The organism is Kytococcus schroeteri (assembly GCF_042433515.1).
GTDB classification, from domain to species: Bacteria; Actinomycetota; Actinomycetes; order Actinomycetales; family Dermatophilaceae; genus Kytococcus; species Kytococcus schroeteri.
The window spans coordinates 29,286-46,610 of the sequence record NZ_JBHLVH010000003.1 but is presented as its reverse complement, the minus strand read 5'-3'; the positions used below and the strand labels follow the sequence as shown (position 1 = coordinate 46,610).

At 74.6% G+C, this 17,325-nt stretch carries 16 protein-coding genes; 7 read left to right on the top strand and 9 right to left on the bottom strand.

Annotation, left to right across the window (positions count from 1 at the left end; translation table 11 throughout):
- Nucleotides 1-3: 3 nt before the first annotated feature.
- A complete protein-coding gene (locus ACFFHC_RS01540) occupies nucleotides 4-1,797 on the top strand; it encodes an FAD-binding protein (protein ID WP_141495023.1) in 1,794 nt (597 codons plus the stop codon).
- On the opposite strand, the gene ACFFHC_RS01535 is transcribed toward ACFFHC_RS01540, so the two are convergent.
- The 8 genes from ACFFHC_RS01535 to ACFFHC_RS01500 all read right to left on the bottom strand — a co-directional run bounded on the left by ACFFHC_RS01535 (nucleotide 1,784) and on the right by ACFFHC_RS01500 (nucleotide 10,973).
- Nucleotides 1,784-2,533 carry an ABC transporter ATP-binding protein gene (locus tag ACFFHC_RS01535; protein ID WP_379802586.1) on the bottom strand — a complete coding sequence of 250 codons (750 nt, stop codon included), beginning with the start codon at nucleotides 2,531-2,533 and terminating at the stop codon, nucleotides 1,784-1,786. The genes ACFFHC_RS01540 and ACFFHC_RS01535 overlap by 14 nt on opposite strands.
- Entirely contained in the window at nucleotides 2,530-3,525 is a 996-nt protein-coding gene (locus ACFFHC_RS01530; RefSeq protein WP_238138210.1) for an ATP-binding cassette domain-containing protein, read from the bottom strand. Before ACFFHC_RS01530 ends, ACFFHC_RS01535 begins: the two co-directional genes overlap by 4 nt.
- Nucleotides 3,522-4,355 carry an ABC transporter permease gene (locus ACFFHC_RS01525; RefSeq protein WP_070705884.1) on the bottom strand — a complete coding sequence of 278 codons (834 nt, stop codon included), beginning with the start codon at nucleotides 4,353-4,355 and terminating at the stop codon, nucleotides 3,522-3,524. Before ACFFHC_RS01525 ends, ACFFHC_RS01530 begins: the two co-directional genes overlap by 4 nt.
- Nucleotides 4,348-5,325, bottom strand: a complete 978-nt coding sequence (locus ACFFHC_RS01520; protein WP_379802585.1) for an ABC transporter permease — start codon at nucleotides 5,323-5,325, stop codon at nucleotides 4,348-4,350. The genes ACFFHC_RS01525 and ACFFHC_RS01520 overlap by 8 nt, the downstream gene beginning before the upstream one ends.
- A gap of 4 nt (nucleotides 5,326-5,329) precedes the next feature.
- Nucleotides 5,330-6,976 carry an ABC transporter substrate-binding protein gene (locus tag ACFFHC_RS01515; protein WP_070705397.1) on the bottom strand — a complete coding sequence of 549 codons (1,647 nt, stop codon included), beginning with the start codon at nucleotides 6,974-6,976 and terminating at the stop codon, nucleotides 5,330-5,332.
- Between the two features lie 25 nt (nucleotides 6,977-7,001).
- Complete coding sequence (locus tag ACFFHC_RS01510) at nucleotides 7,002-8,804, bottom strand: BCCT family transporter (RefSeq protein ID WP_070705398.1); 1,803 nt, start codon at nucleotides 8,802-8,804, stop codon at nucleotides 7,002-7,004.
- Nucleotides 8,805-9,123: 319 nt separating this feature from the next.
- Nucleotides 9,124-9,810, bottom strand: coding sequence for a response regulator (locus ACFFHC_RS01505; protein ID WP_101849895.1), 687 nt, complete (start codon nucleotides 9,808-9,810; stop codon nucleotides 9,124-9,126).
- Nucleotides 9,807-10,973 carry a sensor histidine kinase gene (locus ACFFHC_RS01500; RefSeq protein ID WP_101849894.1) on the bottom strand — a complete coding sequence of 389 codons (1,167 nt, stop codon included), beginning with the start codon at nucleotides 10,971-10,973 and terminating at the stop codon, nucleotides 9,807-9,809. The genes ACFFHC_RS01505 and ACFFHC_RS01500 overlap by 4 nt, the downstream gene beginning before the upstream one ends.
- Before the next feature lie 353 nt (nucleotides 10,974-11,326).
- Between ACFFHC_RS01500 and ACFFHC_RS01495 the strand changes: the two genes are divergently transcribed.
- Genes ACFFHC_RS01495 through ACFFHC_RS01470 form a run of 6 tightly spaced genes read left to right on the top strand, consistent with a single transcriptional unit; the run spans nucleotide 11,327 to nucleotide 16,179 of the window.
- On the top strand, nucleotides 11,327-12,319 hold the full coding sequence (locus ACFFHC_RS01495; RefSeq protein ID WP_070703550.1) for an FtsX-like permease family protein: 993 nt from the start codon (nucleotides 11,327-11,329) through the stop codon (nucleotides 12,317-12,319).
- Nucleotides 12,316-13,095, top strand: a complete 780-nt coding sequence (locus tag ACFFHC_RS01490; RefSeq protein WP_101849892.1) for an ABC transporter ATP-binding protein — start codon at nucleotides 12,316-12,318, stop codon at nucleotides 13,093-13,095. The genes ACFFHC_RS01495 and ACFFHC_RS01490 overlap by 4 nt, the downstream gene beginning before the upstream one ends.
- 21 nt (nucleotides 13,096-13,116) lie before the next feature.
- Nucleotides 13,117-13,254, top strand: coding sequence for a hypothetical protein (locus tag ACFFHC_RS01485; protein ID WP_168168416.1), 138 nt, complete (start codon nucleotides 13,117-13,119; stop codon nucleotides 13,252-13,254).
- Nucleotides 13,251-14,048 carry a (Fe-S)-binding protein gene (locus ACFFHC_RS01480; protein WP_256374414.1) on the top strand — a complete coding sequence of 266 codons (798 nt, stop codon included), beginning with the start codon at nucleotides 13,251-13,253 and terminating at the stop codon, nucleotides 14,046-14,048. Before ACFFHC_RS01485 ends, ACFFHC_RS01480 begins: the two co-directional genes overlap by 4 nt.
- Complete coding sequence (locus ACFFHC_RS01475; protein ID WP_070703552.1) at nucleotides 14,045-15,526, top strand: lactate utilization protein B; 1,482 nt, start codon at nucleotides 14,045-14,047, stop codon at nucleotides 15,524-15,526. Before ACFFHC_RS01480 ends, ACFFHC_RS01475 begins: the two co-directional genes overlap by 4 nt.
- A complete protein-coding gene (locus ACFFHC_RS01470; RefSeq protein ID WP_141495043.1) occupies nucleotides 15,523-16,179 on the top strand; it encodes a LutC/YkgG family protein in 657 nt (218 codons plus the stop codon). The genes ACFFHC_RS01475 and ACFFHC_RS01470 overlap by 4 nt, the downstream gene beginning before the upstream one ends.
- A gap of 2 nt (nucleotides 16,180-16,181) precedes the next feature.
- Here the strand turns inward: ACFFHC_RS01470 and ACFFHC_RS01465 are convergent, their stop codons facing one another.
- Nucleotides 16,182-17,189 carry a P1 family peptidase gene (locus tag ACFFHC_RS01465; protein WP_379802584.1) on the bottom strand — a complete coding sequence of 336 codons (1,008 nt, stop codon included), beginning with the start codon at nucleotides 17,187-17,189 and terminating at the stop codon, nucleotides 16,182-16,184.
- Nucleotides 17,190-17,325: the final 136 nt, after the last annotated feature.

Below are 17,325 nucleotides of genomic sequence, written 5' to 3'. Positions count from 1 at the left end.
CCCATGAGTCCCGCGTCGTCCTCGTTCCGCCCCACCTCGTCCCGTGCTCCGGGTGCCGGTGCCACCCCACCGGCCGATGCCGTGGTGGTGGGCCACGGCCTGGCCGGCCTGGTCTGCGCCTCGGAGCTGCTGGCGGCCGGGCGCACCGTGACCCTGGTGGACGCCTCCCCCGAGACCGACCTGGGCGGGCAGGCCTGGTGGTCCTTCGGCGGGCTGTTCCTCGTGGACTCCCCGCAGCAGCGCCGGCTGCGCGTGAAGGACTCCTTGGAGCTCGCGTGGGCCGACTGGGAGCGCACCGCCGGCTGGGACCGCGCCGAGGACGCGCTGGGCCGCCAGTGGGCGCGCGCGTACGTGGAGTGGGCGCACCGCGGGAAGCGGGAGTGGCTGGCCACCAAGGGCATCCGCTTCTTCCCGGTGGTGGGCTGGGCCGAGCGCGGCGACAACCGTGGACCCGGTGTGGAGAACACCGGGCCGGGCAACTCGGTGCCGCGCTTCCACATCACCTGGGGCACCGGGCCGGGGCTGGTGCAGCCCTTCGTGGACGACCTGCGCCGCGGCATCGAGGCGGGGCGGGCCACCTACCTGCCGGGGCACCGGGTGGTCGAGCTGCTCCGCGAGGGCGACCGCGTGGTGGGCGTGCGGGCCGAGGTGCTCGAGGCCGACGGTGGCCCGGTGGGCGGGCGCGACGCGGCCGCCACCGCACCGGGCCCAGGGAGCGCGTCGGGCACGACCTCCGGCACCCGGGCGACCCTGCCCACGGGTGAGCGCGGCCGGGCCCGCGCCACTCGCGTGACCGGGGAGACCGAGCTGCGCGGCGGTGCGGTAGTGCTGGCCACCGGCGGCATCGGGGGCAACGACGCGATGATGCGCGGCGCCTGGCCGCAGCGCCTGGGCGCCCTGCCGGAGGACCTGCTGCACGGCGTGCCCGCGTACGTGGACGGCTCCGGGCTGGAGCTCGGGGCGCAGGCCGGCGCGGCGTGGGTGAACACCGACCGCATGTGGGCCTACACCGAGGGCCTGGGCAACCCGGAGGCCGTGTGGCACCGGCACGGCATCCGCATCCTGCCCGGGCCGAGCTCGCTGTGGCTCGACGCCGACGGGCACCGGCTGCCCGCGCCGCTCTTCCCCGGCACGGACACCTTGGGCACGCTGGAGCACCTCCAGGCCACCGGCGCGGAGCACTCGTGGTTCGTGACCAACCGGCGCATCGTGGGCAAGGAGTTCGCGCTCTCGGGCAGCGAGCAGAACCCGGACCTCACCGGGCGGTCGGTGCGCGGGGTGCTGGGGCGGGTGCGCACGGACGTGCCGGCACCGGTGCAGGCCTTCGTCGACGCCGGGGACGACGTCATCGAGGCCGACGACCTGGAGACGCTGCTGGGCCGCATGGAGGCGATGGGCGGACGGCCGCTGGACCGGGCCGCCGTGCGCGAGGCCGTGGCCGCCCACGGACGCGAGGACGACCCGCAGCGCCGGCTGCTGCGCGACGCGCGGACCTACCTGGGCGACAAACTGGTGCGCTCCGTGGCACCGCACGACCTCCAGGACCCGGCAGCCGGGCCGCTCATGGCCGTGCGGTTGCGCATCCTGAGCCGCAAGACACTGGGCGGGCTGGCCACGCGGTTGGACGGTGCGGTGCTCGACGCGGCCGGTGGGCCGGTGCCGGGGCTGTTCGCCGCCGGCGAGGTGAGCGGTTTCGGCGGCGGGGGCGTGCACGGCTACCGGTCGTTGGAGGGCACCTTCCTGGGTGGGTGCCTGTTCACCGGGCGGCGCGCGGCCGCGGGCGTCATCGCCGGCTGAGGGCCGCCAGCTCCAGCACACGGTCGCCGGGGGCGACGCACCAGGCCTCCAGCAGCTCGGCGTCGTGGCTGATGGTGAGCACCGTCAGCCCCGATGCGGCCCGCGCCCGCAGCAGGCCCACCACCGATGCCGTGGTGGCCGGGTCGAGCATGGCGGTGGCCTCGTCGGCCAGCAGCACGGCCGGCTCCATGACGAGCGCCCGTGCCAGGGCGGCGCGCTGCAGCTGGCCGTCGGAGACCGCGGCCGGGCGGCGGCTCAGCAGGTCGGGCGTGAGGCCCACCTCCGCGGCGGCGGCGTCCACGGCCTCGCGGACGGCCCGGCGGGAGGGGCGCTCCCGGCTGCGTCGCAGCTCCACCGGCTCGGCGATGGCCTGGCGCAGCGTCATCCGGGGGCTCACCGAGCGGCGCGGCGACTGGAAGAGCATGGCCACCCCGGCCGCGGGGACCCCGGGGTGCAGTGCCCGCCCGGCCACCTCCACAGTGCCGGCCGAGGGCGTCACGAGCCCGGCCACCACCCGGCACAGCGTGGACTTGCCGGCACCGTTGGGGCCGGTGACCGCGGTGGTGGTGCCGGGCAGCAGCTCGAGGTCGATGCCGCGCAGCACCTCCGGCGTGCCGGGGGCGGGGGCGGCGGTCACGCCGGCGAGGCGTACGACGGGCCCGGGGCCGGGCGGGGTGCCGGTACGCGCCTCCTCGCCGGCGGCTGCGGGGGTGGGGGCGGGGTGGGTGTCGCTCACGGGGCACCTCCGGGGACGGGCTGGGCCAGCCGCTCCTCCACCGAGGGTGGCGTCACGGCATCGAGCAGGGAGGGCGGCGCCCCACCGATGGGGTGCAGCCCGTGCCGCGGCAGGGCCGCCACCAGGGCGCGCGTGTAGGCGTGGCGGCCGGGCTCCCCGGGGCCGCCGGTGCCCACCGGGTCGGGGGCGTCGAGGGGGCCGGGGGCGGCGAGCAGCACCTCGGCCGGCCCGTGGTCCACCACCTGCCCGCCGTACATCACCGACACCTCGTCCACCCGTCCGGCGTGGGCACCGAGCGAGGTGAGGTCGTGGGTGATGAGCAGCACCGCGGCGCCGTCGTCGGCGGCCTCGCGCAGCAGGTCCAGCACGGCCTCGCGGCTGGCCTCGTCGAGGCTGGCGGTGGGCTCGTCGGCCAGCAGCACCGCGGGGCGTCCGGCCGTGGCCAGCGCGTAGGCCACGCGGGCGGCCATGCCCCCGGAGAGCTCGTGCGGGTACAGCCGCACCACTCCCGCCCCGAGGCCGACCCGCTCCAGGGCCCGGGCCACGAGGGCGTCGAGCTCCCGGCCACGACGGCCGTGGGCCTCGGGGGACAGCGCCCGCAGGGTCTCGGCCACCTGCGGCCCCACGCGGCGGGTGGGCGTGAGCAGCGTGGCCGCCGACTGCGGTACGAGTCCCACGTGGTGGCCGCGCAGGTGGCGCCACTCGGCCTCGTCGCGCGGGCCCAGGGCGTGGCCGGCCACCTCCAGGCGCCCGTCCACCTCGGCGCCCGGCGGCAGCAGCCCGATGAGGGCGCTGGCCAGCACGGACTTGCCGCACCCGGACTCGCCCACCAGGGCATGCACCCGGCCGGCGTGCAGCTCGAGGTCCACCGCGTGGGCGGCGTGCACCCGGTGGCGGCCCCCGGCCACGGGCAGGCGCACCGAGAGCCCGTGCACCCGGGCGGCGGGGGCGGCGGTGTCGTCCAGGGGGGTGGCCCCCGTCATCGGGCTCATGCGTGCACCTCCGCCTCGCTCATGGCGTCGCCGGAGCGCAGGGCGTCGGTGAGGCCCCGCCCCAGGCCGCCGACCGCCACGGTGGTGGCCCCCAGAGCCAGGGCGGGCACCACCAGCGACCACCAGGCGCCCAGCTGCACGTCGGAACGTGCCTGGGCCAGCAGCGTGCCCAGCGATGCCTGCGTGGGCTGAAGCCCCAGACCGAAGAAGCTCAGCGTGGACTCGTGGAACACCGCGTGCGGCAGCAGCAGCACCACGGCCACGAGCGCCTGGGGCAGCGCCGCCGGCACCAGGTGGCGCCGCAGCAGCTGCCAGCGCGAGGCGCCCGCCAGCCGGGCGGCGTCCACGTACTGCGAGCTCCGCACGGCCAGCGCCTCGGCGCGCACCAGGCGGGCCACGGTGGGCCAGTGGGTCAGCGCGATGGAGGCCACGATGGCCACCACCGAGCCGGGGTAGAGGGCCACCACCACCAGGCCCAGCACGAGGTGCGGCAGGGCCGAGACGGCATCGCCGGTGCGCATGAGCAGGGCGTCCGCCCAGCGGCCCAGGCTCGCCGCGGCGGCGCCCACGAGCACCCCGAGCACCACCGACACCAGCGCCGAGAGGGCCGCGATGAGCAGGCTCACGCGCAGCCCCTGGGCCACCCGCACCAGCAGGTCGCGCCCGGCGTGGTCGGTGCCGGCCCAGTGCTCGGCCGAGGGGGGCTGCAGGGCGTCCACGAGGTGGGTGGAGTCGTCCACCACCAGCGGCAGCACCACGGCGAGCAGCACGAGCACCGCCAGGGTGCCCAGCGCCACGCGGCCGCCGGCGGTGCGGGTCAGCTCACGCATCGATCTCCGCCCTCGGGTCCAGCGCCAGGTGCAGCGCGTCGGCGGCCCACGAGCCCACCAGCACCAGCACCGTGGTGAGGGTGGTCAGGGCGGCCAGGAGCGGGAAGTCCAGCTGCAGGGCGGCCTGCACCAGCGCGTTGGCCACGCCCGGCCACGCGAACACCTCCTCCACGATGACGGCGCCCACCACCAGCTCCGGCAGCCGCAGCCCCACGAGGGTGGCCACCGGCACCAGGGCGGCGGGCACCACGTGCCCGCGGCGCACCGTGCGCGGCGAGAGGCCGCGCGCCCGGGCGCCGCGCACCGCATCGGAGGCGGCGGTCTCGACCACCGACTCCCGGGCGGCCAGCAGCAGCCACGGCACCTGGCTGAGCGCCAGCACCGTCACCGGCAGCACCGCGTGGCGCACCAGGCCCGATGCGGTGACGGCCTCGCCGGGGCGCCCCATGCCACCGGTGGGCAGCAGCCCCCAGGTGACCGAGAGCAGCAGCACACCCACCAGGGCCAGCACGTAGGGCGGCAGGGCCTGCAGCACCATCGCCACCCCGGCCACGGTGCGCGCCCACCAGGAGCGCGGACGCAGCCCGGCGGCCACGCCGCCCACCAGCCCCAGCAGCAGGGCCAGCAGCAGGGCGGGCACGGTGAGCAGCACCGTCCAGCCCACGCGCTGCGCGAGCACCTCGGCCACCGGCTGGCGGAAGACGTGCGAGAACCCCAGGTCGCCCTGCAGCAGGTCGCCGAGCCACCACCACCAGGCCTGCCACCACGGGGCGTCCATGCCCGAGGCGTGCCCGATCTGGGCGCGCTGCTCGGGGGTGAGGCGCTGGTAGCGGTCGCCCAGCATCGCCTCCAGCGGGTCCAGGGGGCTCGCCGCGGCGAGGGCGAACACGGCCAGCGAGACCAGCACCACCACGGGCACCGACCACGCCAGGCGCCGCACCGTCATCCGGCCGATGCGGGAGAGCGTCACCGCCTCACGTCCACTGGCCGACGTTCCACCACGGGCCCCACGAGACGCCGTGGGCGTGCGGCTCCACCACGAGGTTGCCGGTGTCGTAGCCGCGCGGGTCGTGCACGTAGGTGTGCTCGAGGAACATGAAGTAGACGCCGTTGGGGTCCTCGAAGGTCTTCTTCTGCACGTCCCGGTAGAGGCGGTTGCGCTCGGTCTCGTCGGTGGCGCGGCGGGCCTTCTCCAGCAGGGCGTCCAGCTCGTCGCTGCCCTGGCCACCGGGGTTGTAGAAGAACGCGGCGCCCTTCATGGGGGTGTGCAGCTGCCCGAACACCTGGCTGTCGATGCTGTACGGCTTGTCGCCGCCACCCAGCAGGATGCCGATCTCGCGGTAGACCGGCTCGATCTCGTCCCAGGTCATGCCCTTGGGCGTCACCTCGACGCCCACCTTCTTGAGGTCCTCGGCGAAGGCCACCGCCAGGTCGCGGCGCACGGAGTCCTTGGGGTCGTAGGCCAGGGTGAACCCGGCCCGCTCGCCGTCCTTGGTGCGGATGCCGTCCTCGCCGGGGGCCCACCCGGCCTCCTCCAGCACCTGCTTGGCCTTCTCGGGGTCGTGCTCGTAGGCGAGGTCCTCGTAGGCGTCGCCGTACACCGCCGAGACGGGGGTGGCGGCCGGCGTGCCCCGGCCGCCGAGCACGGCATCGATCATGGCCTGCCGGTCCACGGCCAGGTTCAACGCCACCCGCAGCTCCGGGGTGGCGGCGACGGCGGCCTTCTCGGGGAAGCTCACGCCGCGCCAGTCAGCCGTCTTGGCCACGGCCAGCTGCAGGTGGTCGGCGGCGTCGGCGGTGGCCTGCGCCAGCTTGGGCGGCAGCACGGTGCCGTCCACCTCGCCGGCGCGCACCTGCTGGGCGCGGGTGCCCTCGTCCAGCACGGTGGTGATGGTCAGGCGCGGCACGGCCGACGGTTCGCCCCAGTAGTCCTCGAAGCGCTCGAGCGTGGCCTCGTGGGGCTTGAGCGAGACCAGGCGCAGCGGCCCGGTGCCCACGGGTTCCCGGTTGAGCGGGGACTCGGTGGCCGGCCCGCCGGTGAACTTGGCCTTCGGCGCGATGCCGAGCAGCATCCGGCTGGGGAAGTCCACGTAGGGGTACTCCAGGTGGAAGACCACCTCGTCGCCCTCGGCCTCCACCGTCCTCACCATGTCGTAGGCCCACGCGGCCTCGCTGCCGGACTCGGGGTCCAGGAGCGCCCGGTAGGTGGCCACCACGTCCTCGGCGGTGAGCTCGCTGCCGTCGTGGAAGCGCACCCCCTGGCGCACCGGCACGCGCCAGGTGCGCTGGTCCTTGCTCACGGTGGGCTCCTCGGCGGCCAGCGCGGGCTCCATGGTCGGCAGGGCCTCGGGGTCGTCGCTGCGCAGGCGCAGCAGGCCCTCGTAGAGCGCGGTGCCGCCCTGCTCGCCGTGGCCGGAGATGGGGTTGAAGGCGCCCAGCTCCTCGGTGCCGGCCACCACCAGGGCGGGGTGGTCGCCCTCGCCCCCGCCGCTGCCCGACGGGGCGCCGGACGTGCCACCGCCCCCGCCGGGGGTGGAGAGTCCACACCCGGCGAGGGCGGTGGCGGCGGCTGCCGCGGAGGCGGTCAGGACGGAGCGGCGGGAGACGGGGCGCGAAGTCACCCGCGCACCATATCTGAGCAGGCGATCAGATGCGGTGCGCGCCCTCCACCTGCTGGTCCTCGGTGGTGAACGCCTCGTTGCCGTCGGCGTCGCGCAGGTCGGTGGCCACGTAGGCCGCCGTTTCCGGCGCGGCGATGGTGGAACCGTCCTCGGTGGTGTAGTGCGGGTCGTGCTCCACCTCGGTGGTGTCCCACGCCTCCTCGTCACCCTCCTGGCGGCGTCGCTCGGCCTCCTCGGGCGGGAGCACCTTGCGCCACCGCTTGGTGGCCAGCGGCAGCAGTTCGCCGGCGTCCTCGCGCATGGCGCGGTTCAGGGCCCACATCATGAGGTAGCCCATGACGAAGAAGGGCAGGCCCACGATGGTGATGATGTCCTGCAGGGCCGCGATGACGTCGCTGTCGGGATCGGGGTTGTAGGTCAGCAGCACCACGGCCACCACACCGGTGGCGACGGCCCACAGGGCGCGCTGGAGGACCGGGGAGCGGTCGTCCTCGTCGTGGCCGCGGGCCATGTAGTCCATGACCAGCGAGGCCGAGTCCATCGAGGTGACGAAGAACAGCACCACGATGACGACCGCGAGGACCGAGACCACCGAGGCCAGGGGGAAGTGGTCGAGGAACTCGAACAGCGCCACCTCGGGGCCCTGCTCCAGGACCGAGGTGACCAGCTTGCCACCGTCCTTGCCGCCGATGATGTCGAAGCTGGCGAACCCGAAGATGCCGAACCAGACGACCGAGAAGGTCACCGGGGCGGCCAGCACGCCGAAGACGAACTCGCGGATGGTGCGGCCGCGGGAGATGCGGGCGATGAAGATGCCCACGAAGGGCGACCACGTGATGGTCCACGCCCAGTAGAAGATCGTCCAGCTCTGCTGCCAGCCCGGGTTGTCGCCGAAGGCGTCGTTCCAGAAGGCCAGGTAGGGCAGGCGCTGCGCGTACAGGCCCACCGACTCGACGGCGCCCTTGAGCAGGTAGAGGGTGGGTCCGCTGATCACGATGAAGACCATCAGCAGGACGGCGGCGAGGATGTTGGCGTTGGAGAGCATCTTGATGCCCTTGTCGAGGCCCGCCATGACGGAGGCCAGGGCCATCAGGGTGACTCCGCCGATGATGAGCGCGATGCTCAGGGCGCTCTGGTCGATGCCGAACACCCGCGCCAGGCCCGCGTTGATCTGCAGCGTGCCCAGGGCAATCGTCAGGGCGACGCCGAACAGGGTGCCCACGATCGAGACGATGTCGATGGCCTTGCCGACCGGGCCGTGGATGCCCTTGTCACCCAGCAGCGGGTGGAACAACGAGGAGACCCGCGGCGGCAGGTTGCGCTGGTACATGAAGTACGCGAACGCCAGCGAGGGCAGCGTGAAGATCGTCCACGTGTGCAGCCCGAAGTGGTAGAGGGTGAAGCTGATGGCCTCCCGGGCGGCGTCGTCGGACTGGGGCTTGACGTCGGCCATCGGGGGGTTGGCGAAGTGGTTCACCGGCTCGGCGACGCCCCAGAACATGAGGATCGACCCGATGCCGGCGGCGAAGAGCATGCTGAACCACACGAGGAACTTGTGCTCGGGCGGTTCGTCCCGCGGGCTCAGGCGGATGCGGCCGAAGCGGCTGAGCGCCGTCACGACGAGGTAGATGAGGAAGACCGTCACGCCCAGGATGTAGAACCACCCCAGGTTCTCGATGATCCAGTCGGCGCCCGTGGCAAAGGTCGACGCCATGGTCGTGGGGAAGGCGAGGGTCAGGATGATGAAGGCTGCGGTGAGCGCGATCGACCCGAAGAAGATGACGGGTGACGTCCGCAGGCCCAGCTTGTCGTGGAGTGACTGCAACATGGGGGTTCCTGGGTCGGGGGTGTGTGCGCTCGCGGACTCCCTCCCGACGCCCGTCCGGGCGCCCCGGGCCGGGGGCCCGCGACCGGTCGATCGGACCCACCATAACGTCGTGACGCGCGAGGGCAAGCTCTCCCGGCCGCTCGGTGATGGGTTCCCCGGGCGCCGCCGGGCGAGACAGGTGTCGCCCCGGCGGCCCACGCGCCGAGGGGCCATGAAGGGTCACCTCGACAGTCGAGGTGACCCTTCATGGCCCCCTCACGTCCCGGGACGGGTGGTCCGGACGGGACCATCCTGAGCCCCGCGGGCCACCCCGCCCCGCTCAGTCGAGCAGGCCGAGCTCCTGCGCGCGCAGCACCGCATCGGTCCGGTTGACCGCCCCCAGCGCCGTGAACGCGTGCACCAGGTGCGTCTTCACCGTCGCCTCGCCGATGCCGAGCTCCCGCGCCACCTGCCGGTTGGTCAGGCCGCGCGCCACGCCTCGGAGCACCTCCAGCTCGCGGGCGGTGAGCGTCGCCGCGGCCGCCGGCTCCGGGGCAGGCGTGCGCCGCCCGGCCACCAGGTGCGCCGCAGCGGCCGGGGCCAGCACCGTCTCGCCCGCGGCGGCGCGGTGCACGCCATCGCGCAGGGTGGCCGGCGGGGCGTCCTTGAGCAGGTACCCGGCGGCCCCGGCCTCCACGGCGCGCAGCACGTCGTCGCCGGAGTCGTGGGCGGTGAGCACCAACATCGGCGTGGCCACCCCGGCCGCGCGCAGGTCGCGGATGAGCGCCGCCCCGTCCGGCCCGGACCCCAGGTGCAGGTCCACCACCACCAGGTCCGGCACCGCCCCGGCCAGCGGCCCGCCCGACCCGGTGAGCACCGTCATCGCCTCGGCGTGCGAACCGGCCTCGGCCACCACCTCGATGTCGCCGCCGGCCGCCAGCACCGCCGACATGCCGGCCCGCACCACGGGGTGGTCGTCCACGAGCACCACCCGGGTGGTGGGGCGCGGTGTGGCCTGGGCGCTCATGCGGGGACCTCCACGGTGAGTCGGGTGCCGCCACGCGGCGGAGAGTGCAGCTCCAGCGTGCCGCCCAGGTCGGCGGCCCGGTCTCGCGCCCCGGTGAGCCCGGTGCCGCGGGTGGCGCCCCCGTCGGTGCGCGGCGGGGCGTCCAGGCGGGCCCCGCCGCGGCCGTCGTCGGCCACCACCAGACGCACGTGGTCGTCGCCGAAGGTGAGCGTGACCGTGGCCCGAGTGGCGCCGGCGTGCTCGGTGACGTTGCCCAGCGCCCCCTGCGCGATGCGGAGCAGACCCACCTCGGTGGCGGTGGGCAGCTGGCGCTCGGTGCCGGTGACGACGAGCTCGGTGGGCGGGTCCACCACGGCCTCGGCGGCCTGGCGCAGCGCGTCGGTGAGGCTGCGGCCGTCCTCGCGGCGCAGGGCCTCCACCACGCGGCGCGACTCGGCGAGCCCGTCGCGCGCCACGTCCTCGATGCGGTCCAGCAGTGGGTCGCGGTCGGGGCCCTCGGGCACGGCGCCGGTGAGCAGCACCACGCTCGTGAAGGACTGCACCACGGTGTCGTGCAGGTCGCGGGCGATGCGGTGGCGCTCGGCCAGTGCCCCGGCCTCGGCGTGGGCGGCGGCCAGGGCGGCGCGGGTGTCGCGCAGCTCGTCCACGAGGGCCGCCCGGGTCTCGGACTCCTGGCGCACGCGCGTCATCGTCCAGGCGCCGAGCACGCACGCGGCACCACCGATGGCGGGGCCCACCACGCCGCCGAGCCCCCCGTCGGGGGAGGCGAGTTCGGCGCTCGCGACGAGGGCGGTGAGCACCGCGACGGCGGGGACGGCCCAGCGCAGCGGCTGGTGCATGAGCCAGAGCACGAACAGCGGGAAGGCCACCCACGCGAACGCCGGGTGCAGGTGCATGAGCACGGCCCACCCGAGGCTCAGCGCCACCAGCCAGGCGAGGTTGGCCCGGGTGGGGGAGAGGGGGGTGGAGCCGGCGACGCGGCGGGTGAAGGCTCCGCCGAGGGTGAGCCACCAGACGGCACCGGCCAGGCCAAAGGTCCACCACGGCAGGGCGGGGTCCGTGTCCGGGGGCGTGGGGCGGGGGCTGGCCCCGGACTGCCACGTGGCCAGGGCGAGGAGGGCCAGCATCAGCACCTGCGCCATCACCCGGGTCACGCGTTCCATGGGGTCACCGTAGGTGGTGGGCGGGTCGACGCCGGCCCGTGGCGGGTGGTGCGGGGCCGTGTGGCGTGGGCGCACGGGAACCGTCGCCGGGCACGGGAAACCTCACGGGCGCACGTGGAACTTCCCGTGCGGTGGCCACCTTTCCCGTGCAGCGCACGGTTTCCCGCGCCGCGAGCAGGGGCCGGTGTCGGACCCGGCCCCTGGCGGTGTGGGCCCCCTCCTGGACCTGCCCGCCCGCCATCCACCGAACGGTTGAGGTCGCACCCCACCGGTCAGCCGATGGAATCCGCCTCCCCGGGCGGTGAACTGGTTCATGCCCGGACAACCGACCGGGCAGGATCGAGGAGGACGAGATGTTCGTGGCACTGCGCGACGCATGGTTCGCGCGCGGACGGTTCGCGGTCATGGGTCTGGTGGTGGCACTGGTGTCGCTGCTGGTCGTGGCCCTCAGCGGCCTCACGGCCGGGCTGGGTGCGCAGAGCGTCTCGGCCGTCAAGGCCCTGCCGGGCGAGTCGGTGGTCGTCGCCTCGCCGAGCAATGGCGAGAAGGTGGAGCTCTCGCGCAGCCAGCTCTCCGCTGAGCAGGTGGCCGGCAACGAGCAGCACGCGGTGGGCATGGCCACCGCACGCATCGCCACCGACGGCAGCACCGAGACCGTCTCCGTCATCGGCATCGACCCCGACGGCCCCCTCTCCGAGGCCGCCGGTGGCCACCTCGTGCGCGACGCGAAGGTCAACCGCGACGGCACCCTCACCGGTGTGGGCAAGGACGACGAGTACCTGGACCTCAACCACCTGCCGGCCGTGTGGCTCCCCATGGACACCTGGCAGCAGCTGCCCATGGCCACCGGCTCGGCCGCCACCGCCCTGGTGCTCCCCGAGGCCGACCCGAAGGCCCCCGCCGGCACCACCGTCATGGACCGCGGCGAGGCCCTCCAGGCCGTGGGCTCCTACGCCTCCGAGCAGGGCTCGCTCAACCTCATCCGCGGCCTGCTGCTCGTGGTCTCCGCGGTGGTGGTGAGTGCCTTCCTCACCGTCTGGACCATCCAGCGCACCGGCGACCTGGCGGTGATGCGCGCCCTCGGCGCCCGCCGCCGCACCCTGGTCACCGACGTGCTCACGCAGGGCCTGCTGCTCCTCGTGGTCGGCGGAGGCTTCGGTGCCCTCGTGGCCGCCGCCCTGGGCGCCTGGGTCGTCACCACCGGCGCCGTGCCCTTCGAACTCTCCGTCCTGACCACCGTCGTCCCGTGGCTGCTGCTCGTGGCCGCCGGACTCGTGGGCGGCGCCCTGGCCGTCCGCCGCGTCCTGACCATTGACCCCGCGCTGGCCCTGGAGGGAGCCCGATGAGCCTCGAACTGACTGATGTGACCGTGAGCTTCCCCGATGGCGACGACGTGCGCCACGTGCTGGACGGTTTCTCCCTCGAGGTGGCGCCCGGCGAGATCATCGCCCTCACCGGGCCGTCCGGCTCGGGCAAGTCCACCGCGCTCGCCGTGGCCGGCCTGCTGCGCCACCCCGATGGGGGCAGCGTGCGGTTGGGTGGCCGGGAGTGCGGCGATCTCGGCGCCTCGGAGCGTGACGCCGTGCGCCGCGACACCGTGGGCCTGGTGTTCCAGCAGGCCAAGCTGCTGCCGGCCCTGACGGCTCTGGAGCAGCTGGAGCTGGTGGCCCGTCTGCGGGGCGCGCGCGGCAAGGACCTGGCCGCCGCCCGTGAGCGCGCCCGGAGCCTGTTGGCCGAGATGGACCTTCCCGGCGTGGAGGGGCTCCGCCCGCACCAGCTCTCCGGTGGCCAGCAGCAGCGCATCTCCATCGCCCGCGCCATCATGGGCGACCCCAAGGTGCTGCTCGTGGACGAGCCGACCTCGGCCCTGGACCCGGCCCGTGCCGGCGAGGTGTTCGCCCGTCTGGTGGACATCGCCCGGGAGCACGACGTGGCCACCGTGGTGGTGACCCACGACGAGCGACACCTGGGACTCATGGACCGGGTGCTGACGATGGACTCGGGGCGTGCCGTCCTGGCCGATGCCGTGGGTGGGTGGCGGCGGGAGGAGACGGCGGACTCCCACGAGCCGGTTGCGGCGGGGAAGGCCCGCCGCAGGGGCGCCTCCTTGTTGACGGTCTGAGCCCTCGCGGGTCAGTCCCGCGTGAGGTCCGCCCAAACCCCGCGCGGGCGGGAGTCGGAGATCCTGCGCAAGGGGCTGCCCTGGAGCATCGGTAGGCTGGTGGTGGCCTGCCTCATCGTCGGCCTGCAGGCCACCGTGCTGGAAGGACGGATGCCGTGACGACTGCCCAGATCGAGGGCGCTGCAGGCGCCTCTCTCCCACCCTCCCGCCCCCGCCGGGTTGCCCTGTTCGCCACCTGTTTCAACGACACCATGTGGCCCGAGGCGCCCAAGGCCACGGTCCGACTGCTGGAGCGTCTTGGGGTGCAGGTCGACTTCCCGATGGAGCAGACCTGCTGCGGCCAGATGTTCACCAACACCGGGTACGGGCCGCGGGCCGCCGGACTGGTGCGCTCCTTCATCGACACCTTCGGTGACTACGACGCGGTGGTGGCCCCCTCGGGCTCCTGCGTGGGCTCGGTGCGCCACCAGCACACCGGCATCGCCCGCGCCGTGGGCGACACCGGCCTGGAGCGAGATGCCGCCGCGCTGGCCCCGCGCGTGCACGAGCTCTCGGAGTTCCTCGTCGACGTGCTGGGGGTCACCGATGTGGGGGCCTTCTTCCCGCACTCGGTGACCTACCACCCCACCTGCCACTCACTGCGCATGCTGCGCGTCGGCGACCGCCCCTTGCAGCTGCTCCGGGCGGTGCGCGGCATCGACCTGCGCGAGCTGCCGGGGGCGCAGGAGTGCTGCGGCTTCGGCGGCACCTTCGCCGTGAAGAACTCCGACGTCTCGGTGGCGATGGGGGCCGAGAAGGCCCGGCAGGTGACGGCCACCGGCGCCGAGGTCGTGGTGGCCGGGGACAACTCGTGCCTGGCCCAGATCGGCGGAGTGCTCGGCCGGCAGCGGTCCGGCGTGCGCACCCTGCACCTGGCCGAGGTGCTCGCATCCACCCAGGAGGACCCAGCATGACGACCATTCCCGGACCGGTCCAGCAGACCTCGCCCACCTTCCTGGGCATGCCTCCCTTCCCGGAAGCGGCCCGCGAGGCGCTGGGCAAGAGCACGCAGCGGCGCAACCTGCACCACGCCACCCACACCATCCGCGCCAAGCGGGCCGAGGTGGTCGGCGAGGTCGACCAGTGGGAGCAGCTCCGACTGGCCGGGGAGGCCACCAAGGACGAGGCGCTGCGCCACCTGCCGCACTATCTCGAGCAGCTCGAGGAGCAGCTGACCGCCCGTGGGGCCACCGTGCACTGGGCCCGCGACGCTGCCGAGGCGAACCGCATCGTCATCGACATCGCCCGGGCCAAGGGGGCCGAGGAGGTGGTGAAGGTCAAGTCGATGGCCACCCAGGAGATCGAGCTGAACGAGGCCCTGGAGGGCGCGGGCATCCACGCCTGGGAGACCGACCTGGCCGAGCTCATCGTGCAACTCGGCGGTGACCTGCCCAGCCACATCCTGGTGCCGGCGATCCACCGCAACCGCAGCGAGGTGCGGGACATCTTCCGCGCCGAGATGGGCCGGGTGGGCCGCCCGGCGCCGGCGGACCTCACCGACGAACCCGCCCGCCTGGCCGAGGCGGCCCGGGTGCACCTGCGCGAGAAGTTCCTGCGCGCCAAGGTCGCGGTCTCCGGGGCCAACTTCGCCGTGGCCGAGACCGGCAGCCTGGTGGTGGTGGAGTCCGAGGGCAACGGCCGGATGTGCCTGACCCTGCCCGAGACCCTGGTCTCGGTGGTCGGCATCGAGAAGGTGCTGCCCCGCTGGGAGGACCTGGAGTCGATGCTGCAGCTGCTGCCGCGTTCGAGCACCGGCGAGCGGATGAACCCGTACACCACCGTCTGGAGCGGGGTGCACCCCGGCGACGGGCCGCAGGAGGTGCACGTGGTGCTGCTGGACAACGGGCGGTCCCATGCCCTGGCGGACACCACCGGCCGGCAGGCGCTGCGCTGCATCCGCTGCTCGGCCTGCCTGAACGTCTGCCCGGTCTACGAGCGCACCGGTGGCCACGCCTACGGCTCGGTCTACCCCGGCCCCATCGGCGCCGTGCTCAACCCGCTGCTGCGCGGGGTGTCCTCCGAGGTGGACGCCTCCCTGCCCTACGCCTCCAGCCTGTGCGGCGCCTGCTTCGACGCCTGCCCGGTGCGCATCGACATCCCCACGCTGCTGGTGGAGGGTCGGGAGCGCTCGGTGGAGGCCGGCGGGCACCGGGCCGAGGCGGCGGCGATGAAGGCGGCCACCTGGGTGATGTCCGACCACCGCCGGTTGGAGGCTGCTCAACGGGCCGCCACCACCGTGGGTCGACTGCGGGGTGACCGGCCGTTCCGGGCGCTGCCCGGCCTCGGCGCGTGGACCGGGGCGCGGGACCTTTCGGCGCCACCCGCGGAGACCTTCCGCCAGTGGTGGGCCCGCGAGCACGGTGACGACACGACCGAGAAAGGCGAGCGATGAGCGCCCGCAGCGAGATCCTGGACCGACTGCGCGGCGCGCTCGCCGACGTGGACGGTGCCCCCGACCCGCAGGTCGGGCACCGCACCATGCCCACCATGCAGGGCGCCGAACCACCTGCCGAGGGGGTGCTGGAGCGCTTCACCGAGGTGGTGCGTGACTACCGGGCCACCGTGCAGCCCGTCACCTCCGCCGACCTGCCGCGGGCCGTGGCTGGCGCCCTGCAGGTGGCCGGGTGCTCCTCGGTGGTCGTCCCCACCGGCCTCGATGACCGGTGGCTGTCCGAGGTGCGCCACGGGTCGATGCGGGTGGTCGCCGAGCAGGAGGTCGACACCGCGGGGCTGGACGGGGTGGATGCGGTGGTCACCGCCGCCGCAGTCGGCATCGCCGCGACCGGGACGATCGTGCTCGACCATGGCCCGGACCAGGGGCGCCGCGCGCTGAGCCTGGTGCCGGACACCCACGTCTGTGTGGTCCGCGCCGAGCAGGTGGTGGCCGATGTGCCGCAGGCCGTGGCTCGCCTGCACCCCGATGCGGAGGCTGCCCAGCCGCAGACGTGGATCAGCGGTCCGAGTGCGACCAGCGACATCGAGCTGGAGCGGGTGGAGGGAGTCCACGGGCCCCGCACCCTGATCGTGCTGCTGGTCACCGACTGAGCTCAGCCGTGCCGGCGGGAGACCCCGTCGGCGATCGCCCGCTGCACCGCCGTGGCCGCCGCTTGCTGCACCTGCAGCAGAGTGGTGGTCACGGCGTCGGCGTCCTCCGGCAGCGGCCGCGTGCCGGTGGCCAGGCCGAACACCACGTCACCGTCCACCAGGCTGTGCACCGGATCGAGCGCGCGGGCCATGCCGGCGTGCGCGGCGCGGCACACGGCCTCGGTCTGGGCCACGGTGAGCGCCAGGTCGGTCGCGACGACGGCCAGCGTCGTGTTCGTGCCGTGCCGCGGGGTCGATGCCGGGGAGTCACCCAGGTCCTGTGCGCCGGGGTGGGTGGGGGCATCGCTGAGCACCCCCGTGGTGGGCACCGGGTCGCACAGGTCGGCCGGGTCCACCGTCACCGGCGTGCCGTGCGCGTTCACCGCTACCAGCGCGCCGACCACGGGCCCGCCGCCATCCTCGTCGCCGCCCAGCCGCACCGATGCGGTGCCCAGTCCACCGGGCCGGCTCGCCCCCATCACCCGCGCCCCGGTGCCGGCGCCCACCCGCCCGCGGGTCACCTCCGCCCCCTCGGGCTGTGCGGCGGCGTCCTGCGCGGCGGCCCGCCCCATCGCTGCGTCCGGCCGGGTGGGGGCGCCGGCGGAGTCCCGCACCACCCCACCCCGCGCGAGGTCGTAGAGCGCGGCCCCGGGCACGATCGGCACGATGCCGCCCGGCGTCGGGAAGCCGCGCCCGGCCTCCTCGCACCACGCCTGCACGCCGGTCACCGAAGCCAGTCCGAAGGCCGAGCCGCCGGTGAGCACCACGGCATCGACGGTGGGGACGAGCGAGGCCGGGTGGAGTGCGTCGGTCTCGTGGGTGGCCGGCCCTCCGCCGCGGACGTCCACGGCGCCCACCGTGCCGGGCGGCGGGAGCACGACGGTGACGCCGGTGCGCCACCCGTCGTCGGTGCGCTGGGCGTGGCCGACCCGCAGGCCGGGGACATCGGTGATGCTGCCGGGGGAGGTCATGGGGCGCAGGGTAGGGGGTGGGGTGTCCTGGACCTCGGGTCGTGGGTCCGTCCGCTGATCTCTGGCGTGAACATCTGCCGAACACTCAAGCGGAGCGCTGCGTAGCGCTTGACACACACACGGTGAGGCTTGATGG

Excerpts from the sequence above, each read along its gene's own strand:
- ACFFHC_RS01540 (WP_141495023.1), top strand. The coding sequence starts at position 4 with ATGAGTCCCGCGTCGTCCTCGTTCCGCCCCACCTCGTCCCGTGCTCCG.
- ACFFHC_RS01530 (WP_238138210.1), bottom strand. The coding sequence starts at position 3,525 with ATGAGCCCGATGACGGGGGCCACCCCCCTGGACGACACCGCCGCCCCC.
- ACFFHC_RS01500 (WP_101849894.1), bottom strand. The coding sequence starts at position 10,973 with ATGGAACGCGTGACCCGGGTGATGGCGCAGGTGCTGATGCTGGCCCTC.
- ACFFHC_RS01465 (WP_379802584.1), bottom strand. The coding sequence starts at position 17,189 with ATGACCTCCCCCGGCAGCATCACCGATGTCCCCGGCCTGCGGGTCGGC.
- ACFFHC_RS01505 (WP_101849895.1), bottom strand. The coding sequence starts at position 9,810 with ATGAGCGCCCAGGCCACACCGCGCCCCACCACCCGGGTGGTGCTCGTG.
- ACFFHC_RS01510 (WP_070705398.1), bottom strand. The coding sequence starts at position 8,804 with ATGTTGCAGTCACTCCACGACAAGCTGGGCCTGCGGACGTCACCCGTC.
- ACFFHC_RS01475 (WP_070703552.1), top strand. The coding sequence starts at position 14,045 with ATGACGACCATTCCCGGACCGGTCCAGCAGACCTCGCCCACCTTCCTG.
- ACFFHC_RS01495 (WP_070703550.1), top strand. The coding sequence starts at position 11,327 with ATGTTCGTGGCACTGCGCGACGCATGGTTCGCGCGCGGACGGTTCGCG.
- ACFFHC_RS01490 (WP_101849892.1), top strand. The coding sequence starts at position 12,316 with ATGAGCCTCGAACTGACTGATGTGACCGTGAGCTTCCCCGATGGCGAC.
- ACFFHC_RS01470 (WP_141495043.1), top strand. The coding sequence starts at position 15,523 with ATGAGCGCCCGCAGCGAGATCCTGGACCGACTGCGCGGCGCGCTCGCC.
- ACFFHC_RS01525 (WP_070705884.1), bottom strand. The coding sequence starts at position 4,355 with ATGCGTGAGCTGACCCGCACCGCCGGCGGCCGCGTGGCGCTGGGCACC.